Genomic DNA, 19,763 nt, shown 5'->3' with positions numbered 1-19,763 from the left:
TCCGCGACCGGGAGGTGGCGGCGCGGGGCCTTGACGAACGGTACCCGCGCCGTGCCCTATAGGGGTGCGCCCCGAAACGCGGATTCGGGGCCGGACCCGACCGCCACCGGGAGGACGAAATGGGCGCCTACGCGGCCGCGTACGAACGCAGCATCGCCGATCCGACCCGGTTCTGGGGGCTGGCGGCGCGGGACGTGCGCTGGCTCGTCCCGCCGGACCGCGTGCTGGACGACGGCGCCCCGCCGTTCTACCGCTGGTTCACCGGCGGCGAGCTGAACACCTGCGACAACGCCCTGGACCGGCACGTCGACGAGGGGCGCGGCGACCAGGCGGCGCTCATCTACGACAGCCCCGTCACCGGGACGGTCCGCAGCTACACCTACCGCGAGCTGACCGACCTGGTCGCGCGGTTCGCCGGGGCCCTGCGCGCGCAGGGCGTCGACCGCGGCGACCGGGTCGTCATCTACCTGCCGATGATCCCCGAGGCCGTGATCGCGATGCTGGCGTGCGCGCGGCTCGGCGCGGTGCACTCGGTGGTGTTCGGCGGGTTCGCGGCGCGGGAGCTGGCGGTCCGCATCGACGACGCCCGCCCGAAGGCGGTCGTGTCGGCGTCCTGCGGGATCGAGGCCGGCCGGATCGTCGCCTACAAGCCGCTGCTCGACCAGGCGCTCGAGCTGGCGAAGCACAAGGTCGAGCGGTGCGTGATCCGGCAGCGCGAGCAGCTGCACGCCGACCTCGTCCGGCCGCGGGACGTGGAGTGGGACGAGGCGGTCGAGGCCGCCCGTCCCGTGGAGTGCGTGCCGGTCGCCGCCACCGACCCGCTGTACATCCTCTACACCTCCGGCACGACCGGGCGGCCGAAGGGCGTCGTCCGCGACAACGGCGGCCACGCGGTGGCGCTGCGCTGGTCGATGGAGAACGTGTTCGGCGTGGGCCCGGGCGACGTGTTCTGGGCCGCGTCCGACGTGGGCTGGGTCGTCGGGCACTCCTACATCGTGTACGCGCCGCTGCTGACCGGCTGCACGACCGTCCTGTACGAGGGCAAGCCGGTGGGGACGCCGGACGCGGGCGCGTTCTGGCGCGTCGCCGCGCAGCACCGCGTCAAGGTGCTGTTCACGGCGCCGACCGCGATCCGAGCCGTCAAGAAGGAGGACCCGGAGGGCGCGCTGCTCGCCGGGCACGACCTGTCGGCGCTGGACGCGCTGTTCCTGGCCGGGGAGCGGCTCGACCCCGACACCTACCACTGGGCGTCGCGGGTGCTGGACCGGCCGGTCATCGACCACTGGTGGCAGACCGAGACGGGCTGGCCGATCGTGGCGAACCTGCGGGGCCTGGAGCCGATGCCGGTCAAGCCGGGGTCGCCGTCGGTGCCGGTGCCGGGGTACGACGTGCGGGTCCTCGGCCCGGACGGAGCGCCCGTCCCGCCGGGGACCGACGGGGACATCGCGATCCGGCTGCCGCTGCCGCCCGGCACGCTGCCGACGCTGTGGCAGGACGACGAGCGGTTCGTGGAGTCGTACCTGACCCGCCATCCGGGCCACTACCTGACCGGTGACGGCGGCCACCTGGACGAGGACGGCTACGTGTGGGTGATGGGCCGCACCGACGACGTGATCAACGTGGCCGGGCACCGGCTGTCGACCGGGACGATGGAGGAGGTCATCGCCGCGCACCCGGCGGTCGCCGAGTGCGCGGTGATCGGCGTGGAGGACGCGCTGAAGGGCCAGGTCCCGCGCGGCTTCGTCGTGCTGAAGAGCGGCGTGGCGGCCGACCCGGGCGAGCTCGGCGCGGAGCTGGTGCGGATGGTGCGCGAGCAGGTCGGCCCGGTCGCGGCGCTGAAGGAGGTCGCGGTCGTCCCGGCGCTGCCGAAGACCCGGTCCGGCAAGATCCTGCGCGGGGTGATGCGGGGCATCGCCGACGGCAAGAACGTGGCGGTGCCGTCGACGATCGAGGACACGGCCGTGCTGGAGGATCTGCGGCCCGTCCTGCGCCCGCCGGCGCCCTGACGGCGTGGGCGGGAAGCGGCGTGGCCCCTAGATGTCGCTCCTCGTCGGCCACAGCACCGCGACCGCCCACACGCCCGCCGCGGCGACGCCGATCTGGAAGATCGTCTCCCAGAAGTTCCAGCCGGACGTGCGGAAGCCGACCATCGCGCACAGTCCCGTCCCGGCGAAGGCGGCGACGACGCCGACCGCCGCGGCGACCCAGCCCGGCATGCTCCGCCGTCCCGGCACGACCAGCCGGCCGAGGATCCCCACGACGGCGCCCAGCACGATGGCGGAGACGATCCCCCCGATGGTCATGCCCGCTCCTTCGCTCACCCCCGCCCTACCCGCCCTCGCCGCCGCGTATCTCGCGGGCTAGCGGACGACGAGGTGGCGCCGGCCGAGCGGGGCCAGCTCACCGATCACCGGGGCGCCGGGGATCTCGCCGGCCACCAGCAGCCCGCCGGAGGTCTGCGCGTCGGCGAGCAGCAGCCGCTCCTCCTCGGCGATCCGGCGGAACTCGGTGTGCGGGGAGACCCAGGCGAGGTTGCGGCGGGTGCCGCCCGGCACGAAGCCGTCGCGGACGGCGGCGCGCGCCCCCTCCAGGTACGGGACGGCGGCGGCGTCCACGATGGCGGTGACGCCGCTCGCGCGGGCCAGCTTGTACAGGTGGCCGAGCAGCCCGAAGCCGGACACGTCGGTGGCGCAGGCGGCGCCGCGTTCCAGGGCGGCCGCCCCGGCCGCCGCGTTCAGCGCCGTCATCGTCTCGACGGCCTCGGCGAACACCTCGCCGGTCGCCTGGTGCCGGGCGTTGAGGACGCCGAGGCCGAGCGGCTTGGACAGCGAGAGCGGGACGCCGGGCCGCCCGGCGTCCAGCCGCAGCAGCCGGTCGGGGTCGGCGACGCCGGTCACCGCGAGGCCGTACTTGGGCTCGGGGTCGTCGATGCTGTGCCCGCCGGCGATCGGGCAGCCGGCGAGGTCCGCGACGTCCCGGCCGCCGCGCAGCACCTCGCGGGCCAGTTCGGCGGGCAGCGCGTCGCGGGGCCAGCCGAGCAGGTTCAGCGCCATGAGCGGCTCGCCGCCGACGGCGTAGACGTCGGACAGGGCGTTGGCGGCGGCGATCCGCCCCCAGTCGTAGGCGTCGTCGACGACGGGGGTGAAGAAGTCGGCGGTGGACACCACCGCGCGGCCGCCCGCGATGCGCAGCACGGCCGCGTCGTCGCCGTCCCCGCCGCCGATCAGCAGGGCGTCGCCGCCGCCGGTGAGGCCGGCCACGACGCTCTCCAGCTCGCCGGGCGGGATCTTGCACGCGGAGCCGCCGCCGTGGGCGTATTGGGTGAGACGGGCGGCTCGGGCGAGACGGTTCACCAGGAAATTTAACGCACAACTACCCCAAATGATCAAGAAACGGACGGTACGGGTCCGGTCACCCAGGGGTCGCCCTCGCCCCCGACCAGCGGAAGATGGCAGAAGGGGTTGTCCGAACCACGTTCGGCATGGTGCGATCCTGTTCTGCAAGTCATCACTTACTCAAGGGGCGCCTTATGGGGATCCAGGAGCAGCGGGACGAGCTGGACCGGGCCGTCGAGGGGCAGACGGTCTGCACCGGCCTCGCCGCCACCGCCGCCGAACACGGGGACGAGCCGGCCTACTCGGACCGGATCGACGGCCAATGGCGGACCCTGACCTGGGCCGAGACGCGGACCCGGGCCCTGGAGACCGCCGCCGGGTTCGCCGCCCTCGGCCTCGAGCCGGGCGACGTGGTCGCGCTGATGATGCCCAACCGGTCCGAGCACGTGCTCGCCGACCTCGGCGCGGTGCACGCCGGCGGCGTGCCGACGACCGTCTACGCGACGCTCGCGCCCGACCAGATCGCCTACGTGGCGGGCCACTGCGAGGCCAAGTACGCGGTCCTGGACGGCGCCGACCAGCTCGCCCGCTGGCAGCCCGTCCTCGACCGGCTCCCCCACCTCCGCAAGATCATCGTGGTGGACGGCGCCGCCTGCCCGGACGGCGACGACCGGTACCTCGGCTGGGACACCTTCTCCGCGCTCGGCCGCGGCGCCCTCGCCGCCGACCCGGACGCGATCGACCGCCGCTGGCGGGCCGTCGCCCCCGAGGACACCGTCACCCTGCTCTACACCTCCGGCACCACCGGCGACCCCAAGGGCGTCCTCATCACCCACTCGATGGTGCTGCACGAGGCCGCCATGGTGCAGCGCAGCTCGGTGCTGCCCGACCACCCGTCCGGCGTCTCCTACCTGCCGTTCGCGCACATCGCCGACCGCGTCCTCAGCTACTACCTGCCCGTCCGCCTCGCCGCGCACGTCCACTTCTGCCCGGACCCGGCGCAGCTGACCACGGTGCTGGCCGAGGTGCGCCCGCACTCGTTCTTCGGCGTCCCGCGCGTCTGGGAGAAGATCATGGCCGGCATCCAGGCGGTGCTGTCGGCCGAGCAGGACCCGGCGAAGCGGGCCGCCGTCGCCGCGGCCCTGGACGCCGGCCGCGCCTACGTGTCCGGCCAGGAGTTCGGCAACACCCTCACCCCCGAGGTCACCGCCGCGTTCGAGGCCGCCGACGCCGCCGTCCTCACCCCGATGCGGGCGCTGCTCGGCCTGGACCGCGTCCGGCAGGCGTCCAGCGCCGCCGCGCCGCTGCCGGTCGAGGTCGCCCGGTTCTTCGCCGGCCTCGGCCTGAAGATCTTCGACGCCTACGGGATGACCGAGACCACCGGCGCCATCACCGCCAACCTCGCCGACTCCTTCAAGCTCGGCACCGTCGGCCGCCCGTTCGACGGCGTCGAGCTGACGCTCGCCGAGGACGGCGAGATCCTGGTGCGCGGCGCGACCTGCACCCCCGGCTACCTGAACCGGCCCGAGGCGACCGCCGACCTCATCGACGCCGACGGCTGGGTGCACACCGGGGACGTCGGGCGCCTCGACGAGGACGGCTTCCTCACCGTCGTCGACCGCAAGAAGGAGCTGATCATCACCGCCGGCGGCGAGAACATCGCCCCGTCGATGATCGAGAACCACCTCAAGGAGCACCCGCTGGTCGGCCAGGCGCTCGCCTTCGGCGACCGCCGCCCCTACGTCGTCGCGCTCATCACGCTGGACGGCGAGGTCGCGCCGGTCTGGGCCGCCGCGCACGGGATCGAGACCACCGACCTCGCCGCGCTCGCCGAGCACCCGCTCGTGCTGGAGGAGGTGGGGAAGGCCGTCGAGGACGCCAACGCCCGGCTCGCCCGCGTCCAGCAGGTCAAGAAGTGGCGGCTGCTGCCCGCCGAGTGGACGGCCGAGAGCGAGGAGCTGACCCCCACCCTCAAGCTGCGGCGCCGGGTCGTGCACGGCAAGTACGCCGAGGCCCTCGACGCCCTCTACGCGGGGTGATCGACTAGTATCGCGGCGGAGGCGCGTGAGCGCCTGGTGGCCTCCGCGGTCTTCAAAACCGTTGGTCCCGAGGATCTCGGGACGGCGGGTTCGATTCCCGTGCGCCTCCGCGGGCGCGCCCGCGGCCGCCGGCCGAGCCGAAGCGCCGGCGGCCCGGGCGTCAGGGCCGCGGCGACCTGCGACGTACGGTGGGGGTATGAGGCGGCGCAAGCTCGCTTACGGGATCATGATGGGGACGTGCCTCACCTTCATCGTCCTCGCCTGGACGGTCGTCCGGCTGTACTCGACGCCCGCCGCGATCGGGATGTCGGTGTTCGCGATGATCATCCCGCCGTTCGCGGCCGTGGTGGCCAACTGGAACATCGACCGTCCCGACAAGCGCGAGTGAGGCCGGGCGGGGCCGCCCGGGGGCGGCGGCGCGCCCTGCGGGAGCGCGCGTGAAGGGGCCCGACGTCCCCCAGCTGCTGGACCTCGCGGGCATCTTCGTGTTCGCGGTGTCCGGGGCGCTGGCGGCCGTCCGCAAGCGGCTCGACGTCGTCGGCATGGTGGTGCTCGCGGAGATCACCGCGCTCGGCGGCGGGATCCTGCGGGACCTGCTGATCGGCGCGGTCCCGCCGGCGGCGTTCACCAGCCTCGGCTACGTGCTGGTGCCGCTGGCCGCGTCGGCGCTGGTGTTCTTCTGGCATCCGCAGGTCGCGCGGCTGTTCCCCGCGGTGCTGCTGTTCGACGCGGCGGGCCTCGGGCTGTTCTGCGCGACCGGAACGCTGAAGGCGCTCGACTACGGGCTGTCGCCGCTGCACGCGGTGCTGCTCGGCGTGGTCACCGCGGTCGGCGGCGGCGTCCTGCGCGACATGCTGAGCGGGCAGATCCCCGCCGTCCTGTACGACCGGCAGCTGTACGCGCTGCCGGCGATGCTCGGCGCCGCCGTCACGGCGGCCGCCTCGTCGGCGGGGCTGCACGGCGGCGCCGTGACCGCCGGCGCCGCGGTGCTGGCGTTCGCCCTCCGGGTGCTGGCGATGCGCTACGGCTGGCGGACACCCCGCCCCCGCGGGGTGCCCGACTGACGCCGGTGACCTGGACGGACCGAGCAGCGCCGAGAGGCGCGGACGCCGGCACGGCCGGCCCGTCCTCGGGCGGCTACGCCTTCTTCAGGGAGTAGCGGACGTCCCAGCCGTCGACGGAGGTGACCGTGGCGATCACTCGGTGCTTCCGCCCCTTGCTGTCATAGACGGCGCACGTGATCTTCGCGCCGACCTCGCTCCTGAGCCGGCCCGGGCAGAACGCCTGGATGGGGCCGATGCCCGCGGCGTCGTACTCGGGGCCGAGCTGCTTGCGGATCCGGTCCTGCACCATGTCCCCGGGGACGTCCCCACTGAGCCCGCAGCCTGCGGCGCCGAGCAGCAGGCCGCCGAGCAGGGCCGGCACGATCAGCGACGTGCGCACGGGTCCGGCGGCCCTCCGTGTCGACGCCGGGACCGCGGATGCCAGAAGGCGGGCGTCCCGGTGAAGCGGACCTCGCCGCCATCGACCGAACCGATTCCCCGTCGAGGCGGTGCTCTTGTCAGGTGCCACTGTGCTCTTCCCCGTCATGTCGGCGCCCCGGTCCCCTGGGAGCGCCGTCCGGAGGCATCCTCCGTTGCCCGGCGTCTCGGGTGCCAGGGCGCCTCATCCCGAGAAAGAAGGGACGGAGAACGGGACGGCGGGCGCCGAACCTTTCCCTGGTCGTGCCCGTCGAAGTAACGCCATGGCGGGCACCCCGCCCCCGGCAGGGGCGCCCGACCGGACGCGGCCCGGAGGGCTAGGAGGCGGCCCTCATCGAGAAGTGGACCTCGCTCCCCTTGACCGAGGTGACGGTGACGGTGAGCCGGTGGCTGCCGCCCTTGCCGTCGCGCACGGTGCAGTCGAGCGTGGTGCCGACCTTGCCCTTGAGGTCGCCCGGGCAGGACGCCTTCGCCGGGCCGAGGCCGGCCGCCTGGTACATCGGGCCGAACTTGGCGTCGATCTGCTTCTCCACCGTGCCGGAGCCGACGGTCTTCTCCACCTGGCAGCCCGCCGCGGCGAGCGCGAGGCCGCCGGCGAGAACGGGCACGATCAGGAACTTGCGCATGGTTCTGCTCCCCGTGATGCGCGGCGCCCGGGTCCCCGTGGGGCGCCGTCCGCTGGTATGGTCCGCCGCCGCGCGACCCGGCCGCCAGGGCACGCCGTCCCGCCCGACAAAGGACGCGGAACGGGACAGATCGTCGCGAACTTGTTCGTGCGCCGGTGACAACCGGGGTACCGTCGAGCCCATGGGTCGGATCACCGTGCGCAAGCCGGTCCTGCGCGTGAGCACCGGCGGGGCGGCGGGACGCCGGCCCGACACGCTCGCCGTGGAGGAGCCGCTCGAGATCCGGGTGGCGGGCAAGCCGCTGACGATCACGATGCGCACCCCGGGCCACGACTTCGACCTCGTCGCCGGGTTCCTGGCGGCGGAGGGCGTCATCCGCGGCGCGGCCGACCTCACCGCCATGCGGTACTGCGCGGACACCCAGGAGCAGAACACCCTGGACGTGGCGCTCGCCCCCGGGGTGGCGCCGCCCGACGAGGCGATGACGCGCGCGTTCACCACCACGAGCGCGTGCGGGGTGTGCGGGAAGTCGAGCATCGAGGCGCTGCGGACCGACCGGCCGTACGAGGTGTCCGCCGACCCCGTCCGCCTCACCCCGCGGGTGCTGGCCGCCCTGCCGGACCGGCTGCGCGCCGCGCAGCGGGTCTTCGACCGGACGGGCGGGCTGCACGCGGCCGGGCTGTTCGACGCCGAGGGCGGGCTGCTGGCGGTGCGCGAGGACGTCGGGCGGCACAACGCGGTCGACAAGGTCGTCGGGTGGGCCCTGCGGCAGGGCCTGCTGCCCCTCGCCGGCCGGGTCCTCATGGTCAGCGGGCGCGCGTCGTTCGAGCTGACCCAGAAGGCGATGACCGCGGGGATCCCCGTCCTTGCGGCGGTGTCGGCGCCGTCGTCGCTGGCGGTCGAGCTGGCCGAGGACGCCGGGATGACGCTGGTCGGGTTCCTGCGCGGGGACACCATGAACGTCTACGCGGGCGCCGAGCGGCTCGGCGTCTGACGCCCGCCCGGCCCCCTCCCGACACCCGCTAGGGCGGCCGGGCGTTTGTCATCTCGGGCCGAAAACCAAACGGTAACTTGTTGGCCCGTCCTCAAGACACCGGCCCCGCCACAGGAGTTGACTGCTCCCCCTACGCACTGACGCGCGCGTGCACGCACGCCGCGTCCGGCCCCGGGCGCGCGAAGCGGAGGATCACGGAATGACGAGGCCCCTCACCGGCGGCGGAGCGGCGTCCGGCATCGACGAGCGCCACCCCCCGATCAAGCCTCGGCGGGTGTCCTTCGACTGGTCGTCCACTCCCCTGCACTGGGTCCCCGGCGACCCGCTCGCCACCCATGTCATCAACTCGTTCCACATCGTCCTTCCCGAGGGCGAGAAGTGGTTCATCCAGTGCGTCAAGGACGCCCGGCCGTACATCAGGGACCAGCGGCTGCTGGAGGAGATCCGGGGGTTCATCGGCCAGGAGATGGTGCACGCCCGCTCGCACCAGGGCGTCCTCGACCAGATCCTCGAGGCCAACGGGATCGACGTCGCCAAGATCACCGACCAGATGGCCAAGGGGAACGCCGAGCGGCCCGAGCAGATGGCGGCGCTCAAGGAGAAGAGCCCGCGGGCCTGGCGGCGCCGGCTGCGGTTCGAGCTGGCGGCGGTCGCCTCGATCGAGCACTACACCGCCGTGCTCGGCCAGTGGATCATGGACAACGACCGGCTGGAGAAGGCCGGCGTCGACCCGACGATGCTGGACCTGCTGCGCTGGCACGGCGCCGAGGAGGTCGAGCACCGGTCCGTGGTGTTCGACGTCTACAAGGCGATGGGCGGGCGCTACCCGACCCGGGTGGCGGCCTGGGTCGTGTCGCTGTTCTTCCTGTACTGGGCGCTGATCGGCGGCTCGCTCTACCTGATGAAGCAGGACCCGACGGTGACGAAGCGGGTCACGCCGCTGCGGGTGGTGCGCGCGTACCGCCGCTCCGTCCGCCAGGGGCACGTGCCCGGCATCTTCAAGCTGCTGCTCGGCGAGGCGCCCGTCTATCTCAAGCCGAACCACCACCCGTCCAAGGTCTGCTCGACGCCGCGCGCGCTGGAGTACCTCAAGCGGTCCCCCGCCGCGCAGGCCGCGGGCTACGACCCGTACTAGCACGGACATCGCGACCGGAGGCTCCCCGGAGACCTCCCCCTGAGGGCCCGTACCGCCGCGCCGTACGGGCCCTCGCGCGTTCCCGGGTGGCGAGCGTCACGCGCGGCCCCCTTGACCGCGGTCCGGATCGCGCGGTTAATTAACACCGTGTCCAATAAAGTGACGCTCGCCCGCACCCGAGATGAGGCGGAGCTCGAGCGATTCCGCGACGTCCAGCGCCTGTGCTACCAGTGCGCCGACGAGGTCGCCGCCACCCTCGAACCGGGCGTGACCGAGCGGGAGGCGTGCCGCCGGATGCGCCGCTGGCTGCGCGGGCACGGCGTCGACGACTGGCTGCACACCCCGTTCGCCTGGTTCGGCGACCGGTCGGCCTTCCGCGGCTTCAAGGTCCCGACCCAGTTCCTCCCCAGCGCGACGCGCCTGGAGGAGGGCATGCCCTACATCCTCGACATGGCGCCGGTCCGCGGCGGCTACTCCGCCGACATCGGCTACGGCGGCGTCCTCGGCGAGAACCGGATCTGGGAGCGGCTCGACGCCGACCTCGCCGGCTACCGCGACCTCATCCTCCGCCTCGTCCGCGAGCGCCGGACCTTCGCCGACATCTACGCCGAGGTCGACGCCCTGATCGAGCGGCAGGGCTACCAGAACCGGCACGCCAAGTACCCCGGACGGGTCATCGGCCACCAGGTCGGGATCATCGGCGGCATCCTTCCCAAGCGCGTCGGTTTCCCGTTCGGTGTACGGTTCCTGCAGACGATCGGCCGCGAACTGGTGAAGGAACGCCTCGAGGGGCGCTCACCGCTCTGGAACGGGGCCGCGCAGTCCCAGCACCCCCCGACGCCCGGGCTGTGGGCGGTGGAGCCGCACATCGGCTTCCGCGGCGTCGGCGTGAAGTTCGAGGAGATCCTCGTGGTCACCGAGGACGACGCCCACTGGCTCGACGACGACCTGCCCCACGTGCACCGGTGGGCGCGACGGGAGGCGCAATGACGCAGACCATCACCTCCGGCGCCGCCCCCGCGGCGCCCGTGAGGCGCCGCCGGGTCCGCGGCGACGGCGTCGACCTCGCCGTCTACGAGCAGGGCGACCCCTCCCGCCCGACCGTCCTGCTCATGCACGGCTACCCCGACACCCACGCGGTGTGGGACGAGGTCGCCGCGCTGCTCGCCGACCGGTACCACGTCGTCCGCTACGACGTGCGCGGAGCGGGCGCCTCGTCCCGCCCGTTCGGGCGCAAGCGCTACACCTTCGACTACCTGATGTCGGACATGCGGGCGGTGCTGGACGCCACCGCCCCCGAGCGCAAGGTGCACCTCGTCGGGCACGACTGGGGCTCGATCCAGTCGTGGGAGGCCGCCTGCACGATGCCGGAGCGGTTCGCCTCGTTCACCTCCATCTCCGGGCCCTGCCTGGACCACGTGGCGCACTGGACGCGGCGCAACATCGCCCGCCCGACCCCGGCGAACCTGAAGCGCGCCGCCGGGCAGGGCGCCCGGTCCTGGTACATCTACTTCTTCCAGACGCCCGTCCTGCCGGAGCTGATGTGGCGCGCCGGGCTGTCCCGGCCGTTCAGCCGGGCCCTGGAGCTCGGCGAGGGCGTCGCGCCGCGCGACGGCCACCCGGCGCGGACGATGGCGCGGGACGGCGCGTCCGGCGTCGGCCTGTACCGGGCGAACATGGTGCAGCGGCTGCGCCGCCCCCGCGACCGCCGCACCGACGTGCCCACACAGGTCATCGTCCCGACGAAGGACCTGTTCGTGTCGCCGCACCTGGTCGGCGGGCTGAGCGCGCGCGTGCCGAACCTGTCGCTGCGCCCGATCGCGGCCGGCCACTGGGTGCCGCGCAGCCACCCCGGCGTCATCGCGCGCTGGATCACCGAGCACATCACCGGCGTCCAGGGCGGCCCGCTCACCGCCGCCGAGTCCCGCGCGCTCACGCGCGCCCGCGTCCGCCGGGACCGCCGCCCCCTCGACGGCTCGCTGGTCGTCGTCACCGGCGCCGGCAGCGGCATCGGCCGCGCCACCGCGCTCGCGTTCGCCGAGCAGGGCGCGGAGGTCGTCGCCGCCGACCTCGACCTCGCCACCGCGCAGCGCACCGCGGAGCTCGCCGGCCTCGTCGGCCCGGCCGGGCACCCGTACCGGGTGGACGTGTCCGACGCCGCCGCGATGGAGGACTTCGCCAAGTCCGTCCTGCACGACCACGGCGTCCCGGACGTCGTGGTGAACAACGCCGGGATCGGCATGGCCGGGTCGTTCCTCGACCACACGGTGGACGACTGGGACGCGGTCCTCGGCGTGAACCTGTGGGGCGTCGTGCACGGGTCGCGGCTGTTCGCCGCGCAGATGGTGGAGCGCGGGCAGGGCGGCCACATCGTCAACACCTCCTCGGCCGCCGCGTTCACCCCGTCCCGGACGCTGCCCGCCTACGCCACCAGCAAGGCGGCCGTGCTGATGCTGTCGGAGTGCCTGCGCGCCGAACTGAAGGGCAAGGGCATCGGCGTCAGCGCGATCTGCCCAGGCATCGTCAACACCAACATCACCCGGACGTCCCGGTTCGTCGGGCGCGGCTCGCGGGAGCAGGCGCGCAGCCGGGAGCGGGCGGCGCGGGCGTACGCGCTGCGCGGCTTCGGTCCGGAGGGCGTCGCGAAGCAGATCGTCAAGGCGGTCCGCGACGACCGGGCGGTCGTGCCGGTCACCCCGGAGGCGCGGCTGGGCCACCTCGTGTCCCGGCTGTCGCCGGGCGCGATGCGGCTGCTGGCCCGCTTCGACGCGGGCTAGGGCTCCCGCGCCGGGGTAGGACGCACGCACACGCCCTAGGGTGATCATCGGGAGGCGGTGCGGGATGGCGGACGCCGTGGTCGTCGGCGCGGGACCCAACGGGCTCGTGGCGGCCAACATGCTGGCCGACGCGGGCTGGGACGTGCTGGTCCTGGAGGCGCAGCCGGAGCCGGGCGGCGCGGTGCGCAGCGACCGGGGCGTCCACCCCGACTACGTCAGCGACCTGTGCAGCGCGTTCTACCCGCTCGGCGTCGCGTCGCCGGCGATACGGGCGCTCGGGCTGGAACGGCACGGGCTGCGCTGGAAGCACGCCCCGGCGGTGCTGGCCCATCCGCTGCCGGACGGGCGCGCCGCCGTGCTCGAACGCGACCCGGACGCGACCGCCGCGAGCCTCGACGCGCTCGGCGCGGGCGACGGCGACGCCTGGCTGCGGCTGTGGGGCCTGTGGGAGGAGATGGGGGACGCGGTGCTGCGCGCCCTGTTCACCCCGTTCCCGCCCGTCCGGGCCGCGCTGCCGCTGGCCGCGTCGGCGCGCCGCGCGGGCGGGCTGCGCGTCCTGCGCTCGCTGCTGGCGCCCGTCCGGACGCTCGGCGAGCAGGAGTTCGCCGGGCCGGGCGGGCCGCTGCTGCTCGCGGGGGCGGCGCTGCACACCGACATGTTCCCGGAGAGCACGGGCGGCTCGGTCTTCGGCTGGCTGCTCGCCATGATCGGCCAGCGGCACGGGTGGCCGGTGCCGGAGGGCGGCGCGGGCGAGCTGACCGCCGCGCTGGTGCGGCGGCTGGAGGCGCGCGGCGGACGGGTCCGCTGCGGCACGCCCGTGACCTCCGTGATCGTCCGGGACGGGCGCGCGCTCGGCGTCCGGACCGAGGGCGGCGAGGCCGTGCGGGCCGCCAGGGCGGTGCTCGCGGACGTCTCGGCGCCCGCGCTCTACGGCGGGCTGGTCGGCTGGTCCGACCTGCCCGGCTCGCTGCGCGCGGACATGCGGCGCTTCACCTGGGACCACGCCACCTTCAAGGTCGACTGGGCCCTCTCCGGGCCGATCCCGTGGGCCTCGCCGGACGCGGCGCGCGCCGGGACCGTCCACCTGTCCCCCGGCCTGGACGCCATGACCGACTACAGCGGCCACATCGCCACCGGGCGCGTCCCGGCCGAGCCGTTCGCGCTGCTCGGGCAGATGACGACCTCCGACCCGGCCCGCTCCCCCGCCGGAACCGAGTCGGTATGGGCGTACACGCACGTCCCGCACCGCGTGAAGGGCGACGCCGGCCCCGACGGGATCACCGGCGCCTGGGACGAGCGCGAGCGGGACGCCATGGCCCGCCGTGTCGAGGACGTGGTCGAGCGCTTCGCGCCCGGCTTCCGCGACCGCGTCACCGCCCGCCGGGTCACCGCCCCGCCCGCGTTCGCCGAGCACAACGCCAACCTGCCCGGCGGCGCGCTGAACGGCGGCACCGCGATGATCCACCAGCAGCTGGTGTTCCGCCCCGTCCCAGGGCTCGGCCGCGCCGAGACGCCCGTCGCCGGGCTCTACCTCGCGTCGGCGTCCGCGCACCCCGGCGGCGGCGTGCACGGCGCCTGCGGGGCGAACGCCGCCCGCGCCGCCCTCGCCCACGCCTCGCCCGCGGGCCGCCTCCTCACCCCCGCCCTCCGCTCCCTGACCGCCCTCCTCGCCCCCTGAACCGCGTCCCTCGCGGTGACGAAGCGCGGGCCGGGGGCGCGGTCAGACGTGCTCGGTCAGGTTCAGGCCCGTCTCGGGCTCGAAGAGGTGGATGGAGGCCGGGTCGTACTCCAGGTCGAGCATGCGGCCCTCCCGCGCCTCCGACCTCGGGTCCAGGCGCGCGACGATCTGCGCGTGCCGGTGCCCCGGGGAGTGGCCCTGGAACGCGTCCTCGAGGTGCTCGGAGTCGACCACCGTGCCCGGCTCCAGGTCGATGTAGGCGAACTTCTCCGCGCCGAGCGACTCCAGGATCTCGACCCGCCCGCCGAAGCGGAGCTCGCCGACGTCCTGCTCGCGGCGGCGGTCGAGGCTCGCGTCCGCGAACGCCTCCGGCCGCACGCCCATGACCACCCGGTCCGGCGAGTGGTGCGCATCCAGCGCCCGCCGCATCCGGTCCGACAGCGGGATCTCGCCGAGCACCGAGTGCAGCGCGCCGCCGGAGATGTCGGCGGGCAGGAAGTTCATCGACGGCGAGCCGATGAACCCGGCCACGAACAGGTTGTGCGGATGGTCGTACAGCTCCTCGGGCGTGCCGACCTGCTGGACGATCCCGCGCCGCATCAGCACGATCCTGTCGCCGAGCGTCATCGCCTCGGTCTGGTCGTGGGTGACGTACACGGTGGTGGTGCCGAGCTGGTTCTGCAGCCGCGAGATCATCGTGCGCATCTGCACCCGCAGCTTGGCGTCCAGGTTGGACAGCGGCTCGTCCATCAGGAACGCCTTGGGGTTGCGGACGATGGCGCGGCCCATCGCCACCCGCTGCCGCTGCCCGCCCGACAGGTGCGCGGGCCGCCGGTCCAGGAACGGCTCGATCGCCAGGATCCGCGCCGCCTCCTCGATCTTGGCGTTGGCCTCCGCCTTGTTCATCCGGGCGAGCTTCAGCGGGAAGCCGATGTTCTCCCGGACCGTCATGTGCGGGTACAGCGCGTAGGACTGGAACACCATCGCGATGTCGCGCTCGCGGGGCGCCCGGTCGTTGACCCGGCGGCCGTCGATCAGCAGCTCGCCCTCGCTGATGTCCTCCAGCCCCGCGATCATGTTCAGGGTGGTGGACTTCCCGCAGCCGGACGGGCCGACCAGGATGATGAACTCCCGGTCGGCGATCGACAGGTCCAGGTCCTGCACGGCGGTGGTGCCGTCGGGGTAGCGCTTGGTGACCCCGGAGAGGACGATCTCAGCCATCGCGCCGCCTCATCCCTTCACCGCGCCGGACGTCAGCCCGGCCACGATCCGGCGCTGGAACACCAGCACGAACACCACGATCGGCACGGTGATGACGATGGCCGCCGCGGCGATCGACCCGGTCGGGTCCTCGAACTGCGACGACCCCGTGAAGAACGAGATCGTCGCGGGCGCGGTCCGCGCCCGGCTGGAGGACGTCAGCGAGATGGAGAACAGGAAGTCGTTCCAGCACACGATGAACGCCAGGATCGCGGTCGTCACGACGCCGGGCGTGGCCAGCGGGACGATGACCCGCCGGAACGCCTGGAACGGCGTGGCGCCGTCCATCTTGGCGGCCTTCTCCAGGTCCCACGGGATCTCCTTGAAGAACGTCGACAGCGTGTAGATGGTCAGCGGCAGCGCGAAGGTGATGTACGGCAGGATCAGGCCCGGCCAGGTGTCGAAGAGCCCGAGCGTCCGCTCGATCTCGAACAGCGGCGTGACCAGGGAGATCTGCGGGAACATCGCGATCAGCAGGGACAGCCCGAGCACCAGCGGCTTGCCGGGGAAGTCCAGCCGGGCCACCGCGTACGCGGCCATCGTGCCGATCACGATCGCGACCAGCGTCGACACCAGCCCGATGCCGATCGAGTTGCCGAGCCCGCGGACGAAGTCCGCGTTGTCGAAGATGCCGCTGTAGTTGCGCAGTGTCCACTTGGTCGGGAAGAACGTGCCGTTGGAGAAGGTCGACGGGTCCTTGAACGACAGCGACGCGATCCACACGACCGGGACCAGCGCGTACAGCAGGACCAGCAGGTTGACCAGGCTCCAGCGGGTGATACCGCCCGCGGTGCGGTCCATCAGCGCCTCCCGGCGTCGGGCGCGCTCGTGCCGAGCACCTTGACGAACACGAACGCGATCAGGGCGACGGCCAGGAAGATCAGCACCGACATGGTGGAGCCGATGCCGAGGTTCAGCCCGCCGATCAGGTTGTGGTAGGCGATCAGCGACACCGAACTGGTGTTCTGCGCGCCGTTGGTGAGCACGAAGATGTCGTCGAAGATCCGGAAGGCGTCCAGCGTGCGGAACAGCAGGGCGGCCAGGATCGCCGGCTTCATCAGCGGCAGCGTGATCTGGACGAACCGCTGCCAGGCCGTCGCGCCGTCGGTCGACGCCGCCTTCAGCGCGTCCTCCGGGACCAGCGCCAGCCCCGCCATCAGCAGCAGCGCCATGAACGGGGTCGTCTTCCAGATCTCCGCGAGGATGATGACCCCGATGGCCGGGAAGTGGTCGGTGAGCGGCGCCGACCCCGCGGGCAGCAGCCGCGTGAGGAACCCGGTGCCGGGCGTCCACGCGTACTTCCAGCCGTAGGCGGCGGCGACGGTCACGATCCCGTACGGGATCAGAACGAGGGCCCGCACCAGCCCGCGGCCGACGATCGTCCGGTACATCACCAGCGCGATCACCATGCCGAGGACCAGCTCCACCGCGACGCTGACGACCGTGACGAGCACGGTGACGGCGAACGCGTTCCACCAGAACGAACTGCCCAGCACCGTCGTGTAGTTGTCCACCCCGATCCACGCCTTCCGGGCGGGGAAGCGCAGGTCGAAGCGCTGCAGCGACAGCAGCACCGAGTACACGATCGGCCAGCCGGTGACCGCGAGCATCACCACGGCGGCGGGCGCGCACAGCAGCCAGCCGAGCCGCCGCTCCGACCTGCGGTTCGCGCTCGGCACCGCCACCGCCCGGCCCGCCACCGGGATGGCCTCCGTGCTGCTCAACTCCTCGTTCATGGAAGCACCCCCTTGCTCTGCAACGCGTCCTCGATGAGGCCCCGCAGCGAGCGCAGCGTGCGGGGCGGGTCGATGGCCGACGGCGGCGAGAGCCGTACCGCCGTCACCGTCGACACGTTCTGGTAGGTGGGGGTCATGGGGCGGGCGGCGGCGTTCCGGAGCGAGTCGAGGATCGCCTGCCGCATCGGGTACGCCTTCGCCATCCCGGGCGCCCAGTACACCGACTCGACGGCCGGCGGCAGCCCGTCGCTGATCGCCGCGGCGCGCTGGCTCTCCGGGTCCCGCAGGCACAGCGCGGCCCGGAACGCGGCGTCCGGCTGCGCGCTGTAGCGGCTGACGGCGAAGTTCGCCCCGCCGAGCGGCGCGCGCCCCGGCCCGGTGATGCCGGGATAGGGCGCCCACTTGAACTTCTTCGCCAGCTTGGGCTGGAGGCTGGCCATCGACGCGTACACGAACGGCCAGTTGATCTCGTAGGCGCCGCGGCCCGACTCCACCGCCAGCCGCGCGTCGTCCTCCTTGGTGTTGGAGATCGACGGGTCGGCCGCGGCCTTGGACCGGGCGAACGCCCGGATCGTCCGCAGCGCCGTCTCCGCCGACGGGCCGATCTCGACCCGGCGGCCGTCGGGGCTGAGGATCCGCCCGCCGGCGGACGCGACGAGGCTGTTGAACCAGACGACGAGCCCCTCGAACTGCGCGCCGGTGACCTCGCCGTAGTGCGGCTTGCCCGCGGCCGCGAGCCGCTCCGACTCCTTGATCAGCCCCGCCCAGGTGGACGGCGGGTGGGGGATCAGGTCCGAGCGGTACCACAGCAGCTGGACGTTGGTGTTGTACGGCGCCGCGTACAGCCGGCCCTCCCAGGTCGCGGTGGCGAGCGGTCCGGGCAGGGTGCCCTTGCGGGCCTCCGCGCCGTACCGGCCCGTCCACTCGCGGATCCAGCCGGCCTCCGCCAGCTCTGCGGTCCAGGTCACGTCGAGGCCGAGGACGTCCAGCCCGGAGTCGCGCGCGGCCAGCCGCCGGACCAGCTGCTCGCGCTGGTCGTCGGCGCCGCGCGGCAGCGTGTTGACGACGATCCGGTACCGGCCGTGCGCCTCCCGGTTGCACCGGGAGGCGATCGCGCCGATGCTCTCCTGCGGCGCGTTGTACAGGTTCACGACACGGGTGCCCGAGGCGCCCGACGCGCAGCCGGCCGCCGTCCCGGCCGCCAGTACGGCCATCATCGCCGCGATCGCGCGGCGCCCGGCGGGCGCGCCCGCCGGGGACAGTGCACGCCCCATCGGCAGCGCCCTGGTCACAAGCTGTGTTCGACGTCGACGAGGCTGCTGGTCCGCGGGTCGAGCAGCCCGAGCCGGATCAGGTCGTCGCCGGCCGCGGCGTGGATCAGCCACTGGCCGAGGACCCGCGCCCGCGCCGACACCGACGGGACCGTCACCAGGTGGTAGCCGCGGGTCACGGCCTGCGCGACGATCCCGGTCAGCTCCACCCCGAACGGCCGCGCGACCGCTTGGACGCCGCCGAGGTCGACCACGAGGCCGAGGTCCTTGTGCCGGTACTGGCGGGGCTCGTGGCCGAGCAGCGACGCCGCGATGTTGTGCGCGGCGACGCGGGCCTGCCGGGTGGCGTGCTGCGCCGTCGGCGGGCACACCGCGTCGCCGCCGCGTGTCAGGTCGGGCACGGCGGCCGCGTCCCCGACCGCGTACACGTCGGGGAACTCGGCGAGCCGCAGGTCCGCGCCGACCCGGACCCGGCCGCGGTCGGCGGGCAGGTTCAGCGTGGAGATCACCGGGCTGGGAGTGACGCCGGCCGTCCAGATCGCGGTGCGGCACGGCAGCGTCGTCCCGTCGGTCAGGTGCGCGCAGTGCGGTTCCAGCCGTTCGAGGGTGGTGCCGAGCCTGATGTCGACGCCGCGGCGGCTGAGCAGCCGCATCGCCTCCCGGCCGAGCCGCTCGCCGAGCTCCGGCAGCAGCTTCGGGGCGATGTCGATCAGCGTCCAGGTCAGCAGCGCCGGATCCAGGCGCGGGAACCGGCGCAGCGCCTTGGTGGTGAGCAGCTGCAGGTTCGCGCAGGTCTCCACCCCCGAGTAGCCGCCGCCGACGACCAGGAACCCCAGCCGCGCGGCCCGCTCCGCCGGGTCCATGCTGGCGTTCGCCAGCTCCAGCTGGGCGATCACGTGGTCGCGCAGGTAGACCGCCTCGGCGAGGTTCTTCAGGCCGTGCGCGTGCTCCCGCAGGCCCGGGATGTCGAAGGTGCGGGTCACGCTGCCCGCCGCGAGGACGAGCCGGTCGTAGCGCACCGTCACCTTCGTCCCGTCGATCTTCTCGACGTCGATGGTCCGCTCGTGCAGGTCGGCGCCGCGCACCTTGCCCGGCAGCAGCTGGGTGCGGCGCAGCAGCCGGTGCAGCGGCCCGGCGATGGCGCGCGGGTCCAGCACGCCGCCCGCGACCTGCGGCAGCAGCGGCTGGTACAGCGTGTAGCCGAACGGCGCCACCATCACGATCTCGGCCTTGGCTGGCCGGAGCAGGCGCTCCAGCGCGCGGGCTGTGTTGTAGCCGGCGAAGCCGGCGCCCATGATCACAATTCGCGGTACGGGCACGGCGGGCTCCCTGGTCACCTAGGACGGCCTTCACTGAGTGATCAAGAGACCACATTACGTGACCTGTGATCGGCGTCCACGGACCGGGGTCGGGTGAACACGACCTGTCAGG

Annotated in this window: 18 protein-coding genes and 1 tRNA gene; 10 read left to right on the top strand and 9 right to left on the bottom strand. The window is 73.6% G+C overall.

What is annotated here, in order from left to right; translation table 11 throughout:
• Positions 1-119: 119 nt before the first annotated feature.
• The gene (locus ABT299_RS33230; RefSeq protein ID WP_500253152.1) at positions 120-2,006 is read left to right on the top strand and encodes a propionyl-CoA synthetase; all 1,887 of its coding nucleotides are present in this window, start codon (positions 120-122) and stop codon (positions 2,004-2,006) included.
• Between the two features lie 27 nt (positions 2,007-2,033).
• Here the strand turns inward: ABT299_RS33230 and ABT299_RS33225 are convergent, their stop codons facing one another.
• A complete protein-coding gene (locus ABT299_RS33225; protein WP_500253151.1) occupies positions 2,034-2,303 on the bottom strand; it encodes a GlsB/YeaQ/YmgE family stress response membrane protein in 270 nt (89 codons plus the stop codon).
• A gap of 57 nt (positions 2,304-2,360) precedes the next feature.
• The gene (gene selD / locus ABT299_RS33220) at positions 2,361-3,353 is read right to left on the bottom strand and encodes a selenide, water dikinase SelD (protein WP_387018032.1); all 993 of its coding nucleotides are present in this window, start codon (positions 3,351-3,353) and stop codon (positions 2,361-2,363) included.
• Between the two features lie 176 nt (positions 3,354-3,529).
• Here selD and ABT299_RS33215 point away from each other — a divergent pair, with 176 nt between their 5' ends.
• The 4 genes from ABT299_RS33215 to ABT299_RS33200 all read left to right on the top strand — a co-directional run bounded on the left by ABT299_RS33215 (position 3,530) and on the right by ABT299_RS33200 (position 6,438).
• The gene (locus ABT299_RS33215) at positions 3,530-5,374 is read left to right on the top strand and encodes an AMP-dependent synthetase/ligase (protein WP_500253150.1); all 1,845 of its coding nucleotides are present in this window, start codon (positions 3,530-3,532) and stop codon (positions 5,372-5,374) included.
• A gap of 17 nt (positions 5,375-5,391) precedes the next feature.
• A tRNA-Sec gene (locus ABT299_RS33210) sits at positions 5,392-5,485 on the top strand.
• Between the two features lie 85 nt (positions 5,486-5,570).
• Positions 5,571-5,762: a DUF3099 domain-containing protein gene (locus ABT299_RS33205; RefSeq protein WP_190856415.1), complete on the top strand. Its 192-nt coding sequence runs from the start codon at positions 5,571-5,573 to the stop codon at positions 5,760-5,762.
• A gap of 49 nt (positions 5,763-5,811) precedes the next feature.
• Positions 5,812-6,438, top strand: a complete 627-nt coding sequence (locus ABT299_RS33200; RefSeq protein ID WP_433251499.1) for a trimeric intracellular cation channel family protein — start codon at positions 5,812-5,814, stop codon at positions 6,436-6,438.
• Positions 6,439-6,511: 73 nt separating this feature from the next.
• On the opposite strand, the gene ABT299_RS33195 is transcribed toward ABT299_RS33200, so the two are convergent.
• Together ABT299_RS33195 and ABT299_RS33190 are read right to left on the bottom strand one after the other, a co-directional pair.
• Positions 6,512-6,817, bottom strand: a complete 306-nt coding sequence (locus tag ABT299_RS33195) for a DUF4333 domain-containing protein (RefSeq protein ID WP_387018020.1) — start codon at positions 6,815-6,817, stop codon at positions 6,512-6,514.
• A 355-nt stretch (positions 6,818-7,172) separates the two neighbouring features.
• Positions 7,173-7,481, bottom strand: a complete 309-nt coding sequence (locus ABT299_RS33190; RefSeq protein WP_190856412.1) for a DUF4333 domain-containing protein — start codon at positions 7,479-7,481, stop codon at positions 7,173-7,175.
• 181 nt (positions 7,482-7,662) lie between these two features.
• Between ABT299_RS33190 and fdhD the strand changes: the two genes are divergently transcribed.
• The 5 genes from fdhD to ABT299_RS33165 all read left to right on the top strand — a co-directional run bounded on the left by fdhD (position 7,663) and on the right by ABT299_RS33165 (position 14,065).
• A complete protein-coding gene (gene fdhD, locus ABT299_RS33185; RefSeq protein ID WP_500253149.1) occupies positions 7,663-8,475 on the top strand; it encodes a formate dehydrogenase accessory sulfurtransferase FdhD in 813 nt (270 codons plus the stop codon).
• A 199-nt stretch (positions 8,476-8,674) separates the two neighbouring features.
• Positions 8,675-9,610: a metal-dependent hydrolase gene (locus tag ABT299_RS33180; protein ID WP_387018015.1), complete on the top strand. Its 936-nt coding sequence runs from the start codon at positions 8,675-8,677 to the stop codon at positions 9,608-9,610.
• Positions 9,611-9,757: 147 nt separating this feature from the next.
• Complete coding sequence (locus ABT299_RS33175; RefSeq protein ID WP_387018012.1) at positions 9,758-10,600, top strand: M24 family metallopeptidase; 843 nt, start codon at positions 9,758-9,760, stop codon at positions 10,598-10,600.
• Complete coding sequence (locus ABT299_RS33170) at positions 10,597-12,387, top strand: SDR family oxidoreductase (protein ID WP_500253148.1); 1,791 nt, start codon at positions 10,597-10,599, stop codon at positions 12,385-12,387. The genes ABT299_RS33175 and ABT299_RS33170 overlap by 4 nt, the downstream gene beginning before the upstream one ends.
• Before the next feature lie 64 nt (positions 12,388-12,451).
• Positions 12,452-14,065, top strand: coding sequence for a phytoene desaturase family protein (locus ABT299_RS33165; RefSeq protein ID WP_500253147.1), 1,614 nt, complete (start codon positions 12,452-12,454; stop codon positions 14,063-14,065).
• A gap of 42 nt (positions 14,066-14,107) precedes the next feature.
• Here the strand turns inward: ABT299_RS33165 and ABT299_RS33160 are convergent, their stop codons facing one another.
• Genes ABT299_RS33160 through ABT299_RS33140 form a run of 5 tightly spaced genes read right to left on the bottom strand, consistent with a single transcriptional unit; the run spans position 14,108 to position 19,651 of the window.
• Complete coding sequence (locus ABT299_RS33160) at positions 14,108-15,286, bottom strand: ABC transporter ATP-binding protein (RefSeq protein WP_190856407.1); 1,179 nt, start codon at positions 15,284-15,286, stop codon at positions 14,108-14,110.
• Positions 15,287-15,295: 9 nt separating this feature from the next.
• Positions 15,296-16,126 carry a carbohydrate ABC transporter permease gene (locus ABT299_RS33155; protein ID WP_190856406.1) on the bottom strand — a complete coding sequence of 277 codons (831 nt, stop codon included), beginning with the start codon at positions 16,124-16,126 and terminating at the stop codon, positions 15,296-15,298.
• The gene (locus ABT299_RS33150) at positions 16,126-17,061 is read right to left on the bottom strand and encodes a carbohydrate ABC transporter permease (protein ID WP_190856405.1); all 936 of its coding nucleotides are present in this window, start codon (positions 17,059-17,061) and stop codon (positions 16,126-16,128) included. Before ABT299_RS33150 ends, ABT299_RS33155 begins: the two co-directional genes overlap by 1 nt.
• Complete coding sequence (locus ABT299_RS33145; RefSeq protein ID WP_500253146.1) at positions 17,058-18,335, bottom strand: ABC transporter substrate-binding protein; 1,278 nt, start codon at positions 18,333-18,335, stop codon at positions 17,058-17,060. The genes ABT299_RS33150 and ABT299_RS33145 overlap by 4 nt, the downstream gene beginning before the upstream one ends.
• A gap of 14 nt (positions 18,336-18,349) precedes the next feature.
• The gene (locus tag ABT299_RS33140) at positions 18,350-19,651 is read right to left on the bottom strand and encodes an FAD-dependent oxidoreductase (RefSeq protein WP_190856403.1); all 1,302 of its coding nucleotides are present in this window, start codon (positions 19,649-19,651) and stop codon (positions 18,350-18,352) included.
• Positions 19,652-19,763 lie beyond the last annotated feature (112 nt).

Origin of the sequence: Spirillospora sp. NPDC000708, from assembly GCF_040299565.1 — a bacterium.
In the GTDB taxonomy this organism is placed as follows: Bacteria; Actinomycetota; Actinomycetes; order Streptosporangiales; family Streptosporangiaceae; genus Spirillospora.
The sequence above is the reverse complement of the archived record's forward strand: the minus strand, read 5'-3'. Positions and strand labels throughout refer to the sequence as shown.

Coding starts and splice junctions, on each gene's coding strand:
- ABT299_RS33230 (WP_500253152.1), top strand. CDS start 120: ATGGGCGCCTACGCGGCCGCGTACGAACGCAGCATCGCCGATCCGACC.
- ABT299_RS33225 (WP_500253151.1), bottom strand. CDS start 2,303: ATGACCATCGGGGGGATCGTCTCCGCCATCGTGCTGGGCGCCGTCGTG.
- ABT299_RS33215 (WP_500253150.1), top strand. CDS start 3,530: ATGGGGATCCAGGAGCAGCGGGACGAGCTGGACCGGGCCGTCGAGGGG.
- ABT299_RS33205 (WP_190856415.1), top strand. CDS start 5,571: ATGAGGCGGCGCAAGCTCGCTTACGGGATCATGATGGGGACGTGCCTC.
- ABT299_RS33190 (WP_190856412.1), bottom strand. CDS start 7,481: ATGCGCAAGTTCCTGATCGTGCCCGTTCTCGCCGGCGGCCTCGCGCTC.
- fdhD (WP_500253149.1), top strand. CDS start 7,663: ATGGGTCGGATCACCGTGCGCAAGCCGGTCCTGCGCGTGAGCACCGGC.
- ABT299_RS33180 (WP_387018015.1), top strand. CDS start 8,675: ATGACGAGGCCCCTCACCGGCGGCGGAGCGGCGTCCGGCATCGACGAG.
- ABT299_RS33170 (WP_500253148.1), top strand. CDS start 10,597: ATGACGCAGACCATCACCTCCGGCGCCGCCCCCGCGGCGCCCGTGAGG.
- ABT299_RS33165 (WP_500253147.1), top strand. CDS start 12,452: ATGGCGGACGCCGTGGTCGTCGGCGCGGGACCCAACGGGCTCGTGGCG.
- ABT299_RS33160 (WP_190856407.1), bottom strand. CDS start 15,286: ATGGCTGAGATCGTCCTCTCCGGGGTCACCAAGCGCTACCCCGACGGC.
- ABT299_RS33155 (WP_190856406.1), bottom strand. CDS start 16,126: ATGGACCGCACCGCGGGCGGTATCACCCGCTGGAGCCTGGTCAACCTG.
- ABT299_RS33150 (WP_190856405.1), bottom strand. CDS start 17,061: ATGAACGAGGAGTTGAGCAGCACGGAGGCCATCCCGGTGGCGGGCCGG.
- ABT299_RS33145 (WP_500253146.1), bottom strand. CDS start 18,335: ATGGGGCGTGCACTGTCCCCGGCGGGCGCGCCCGCCGGGCGCCGCGCG.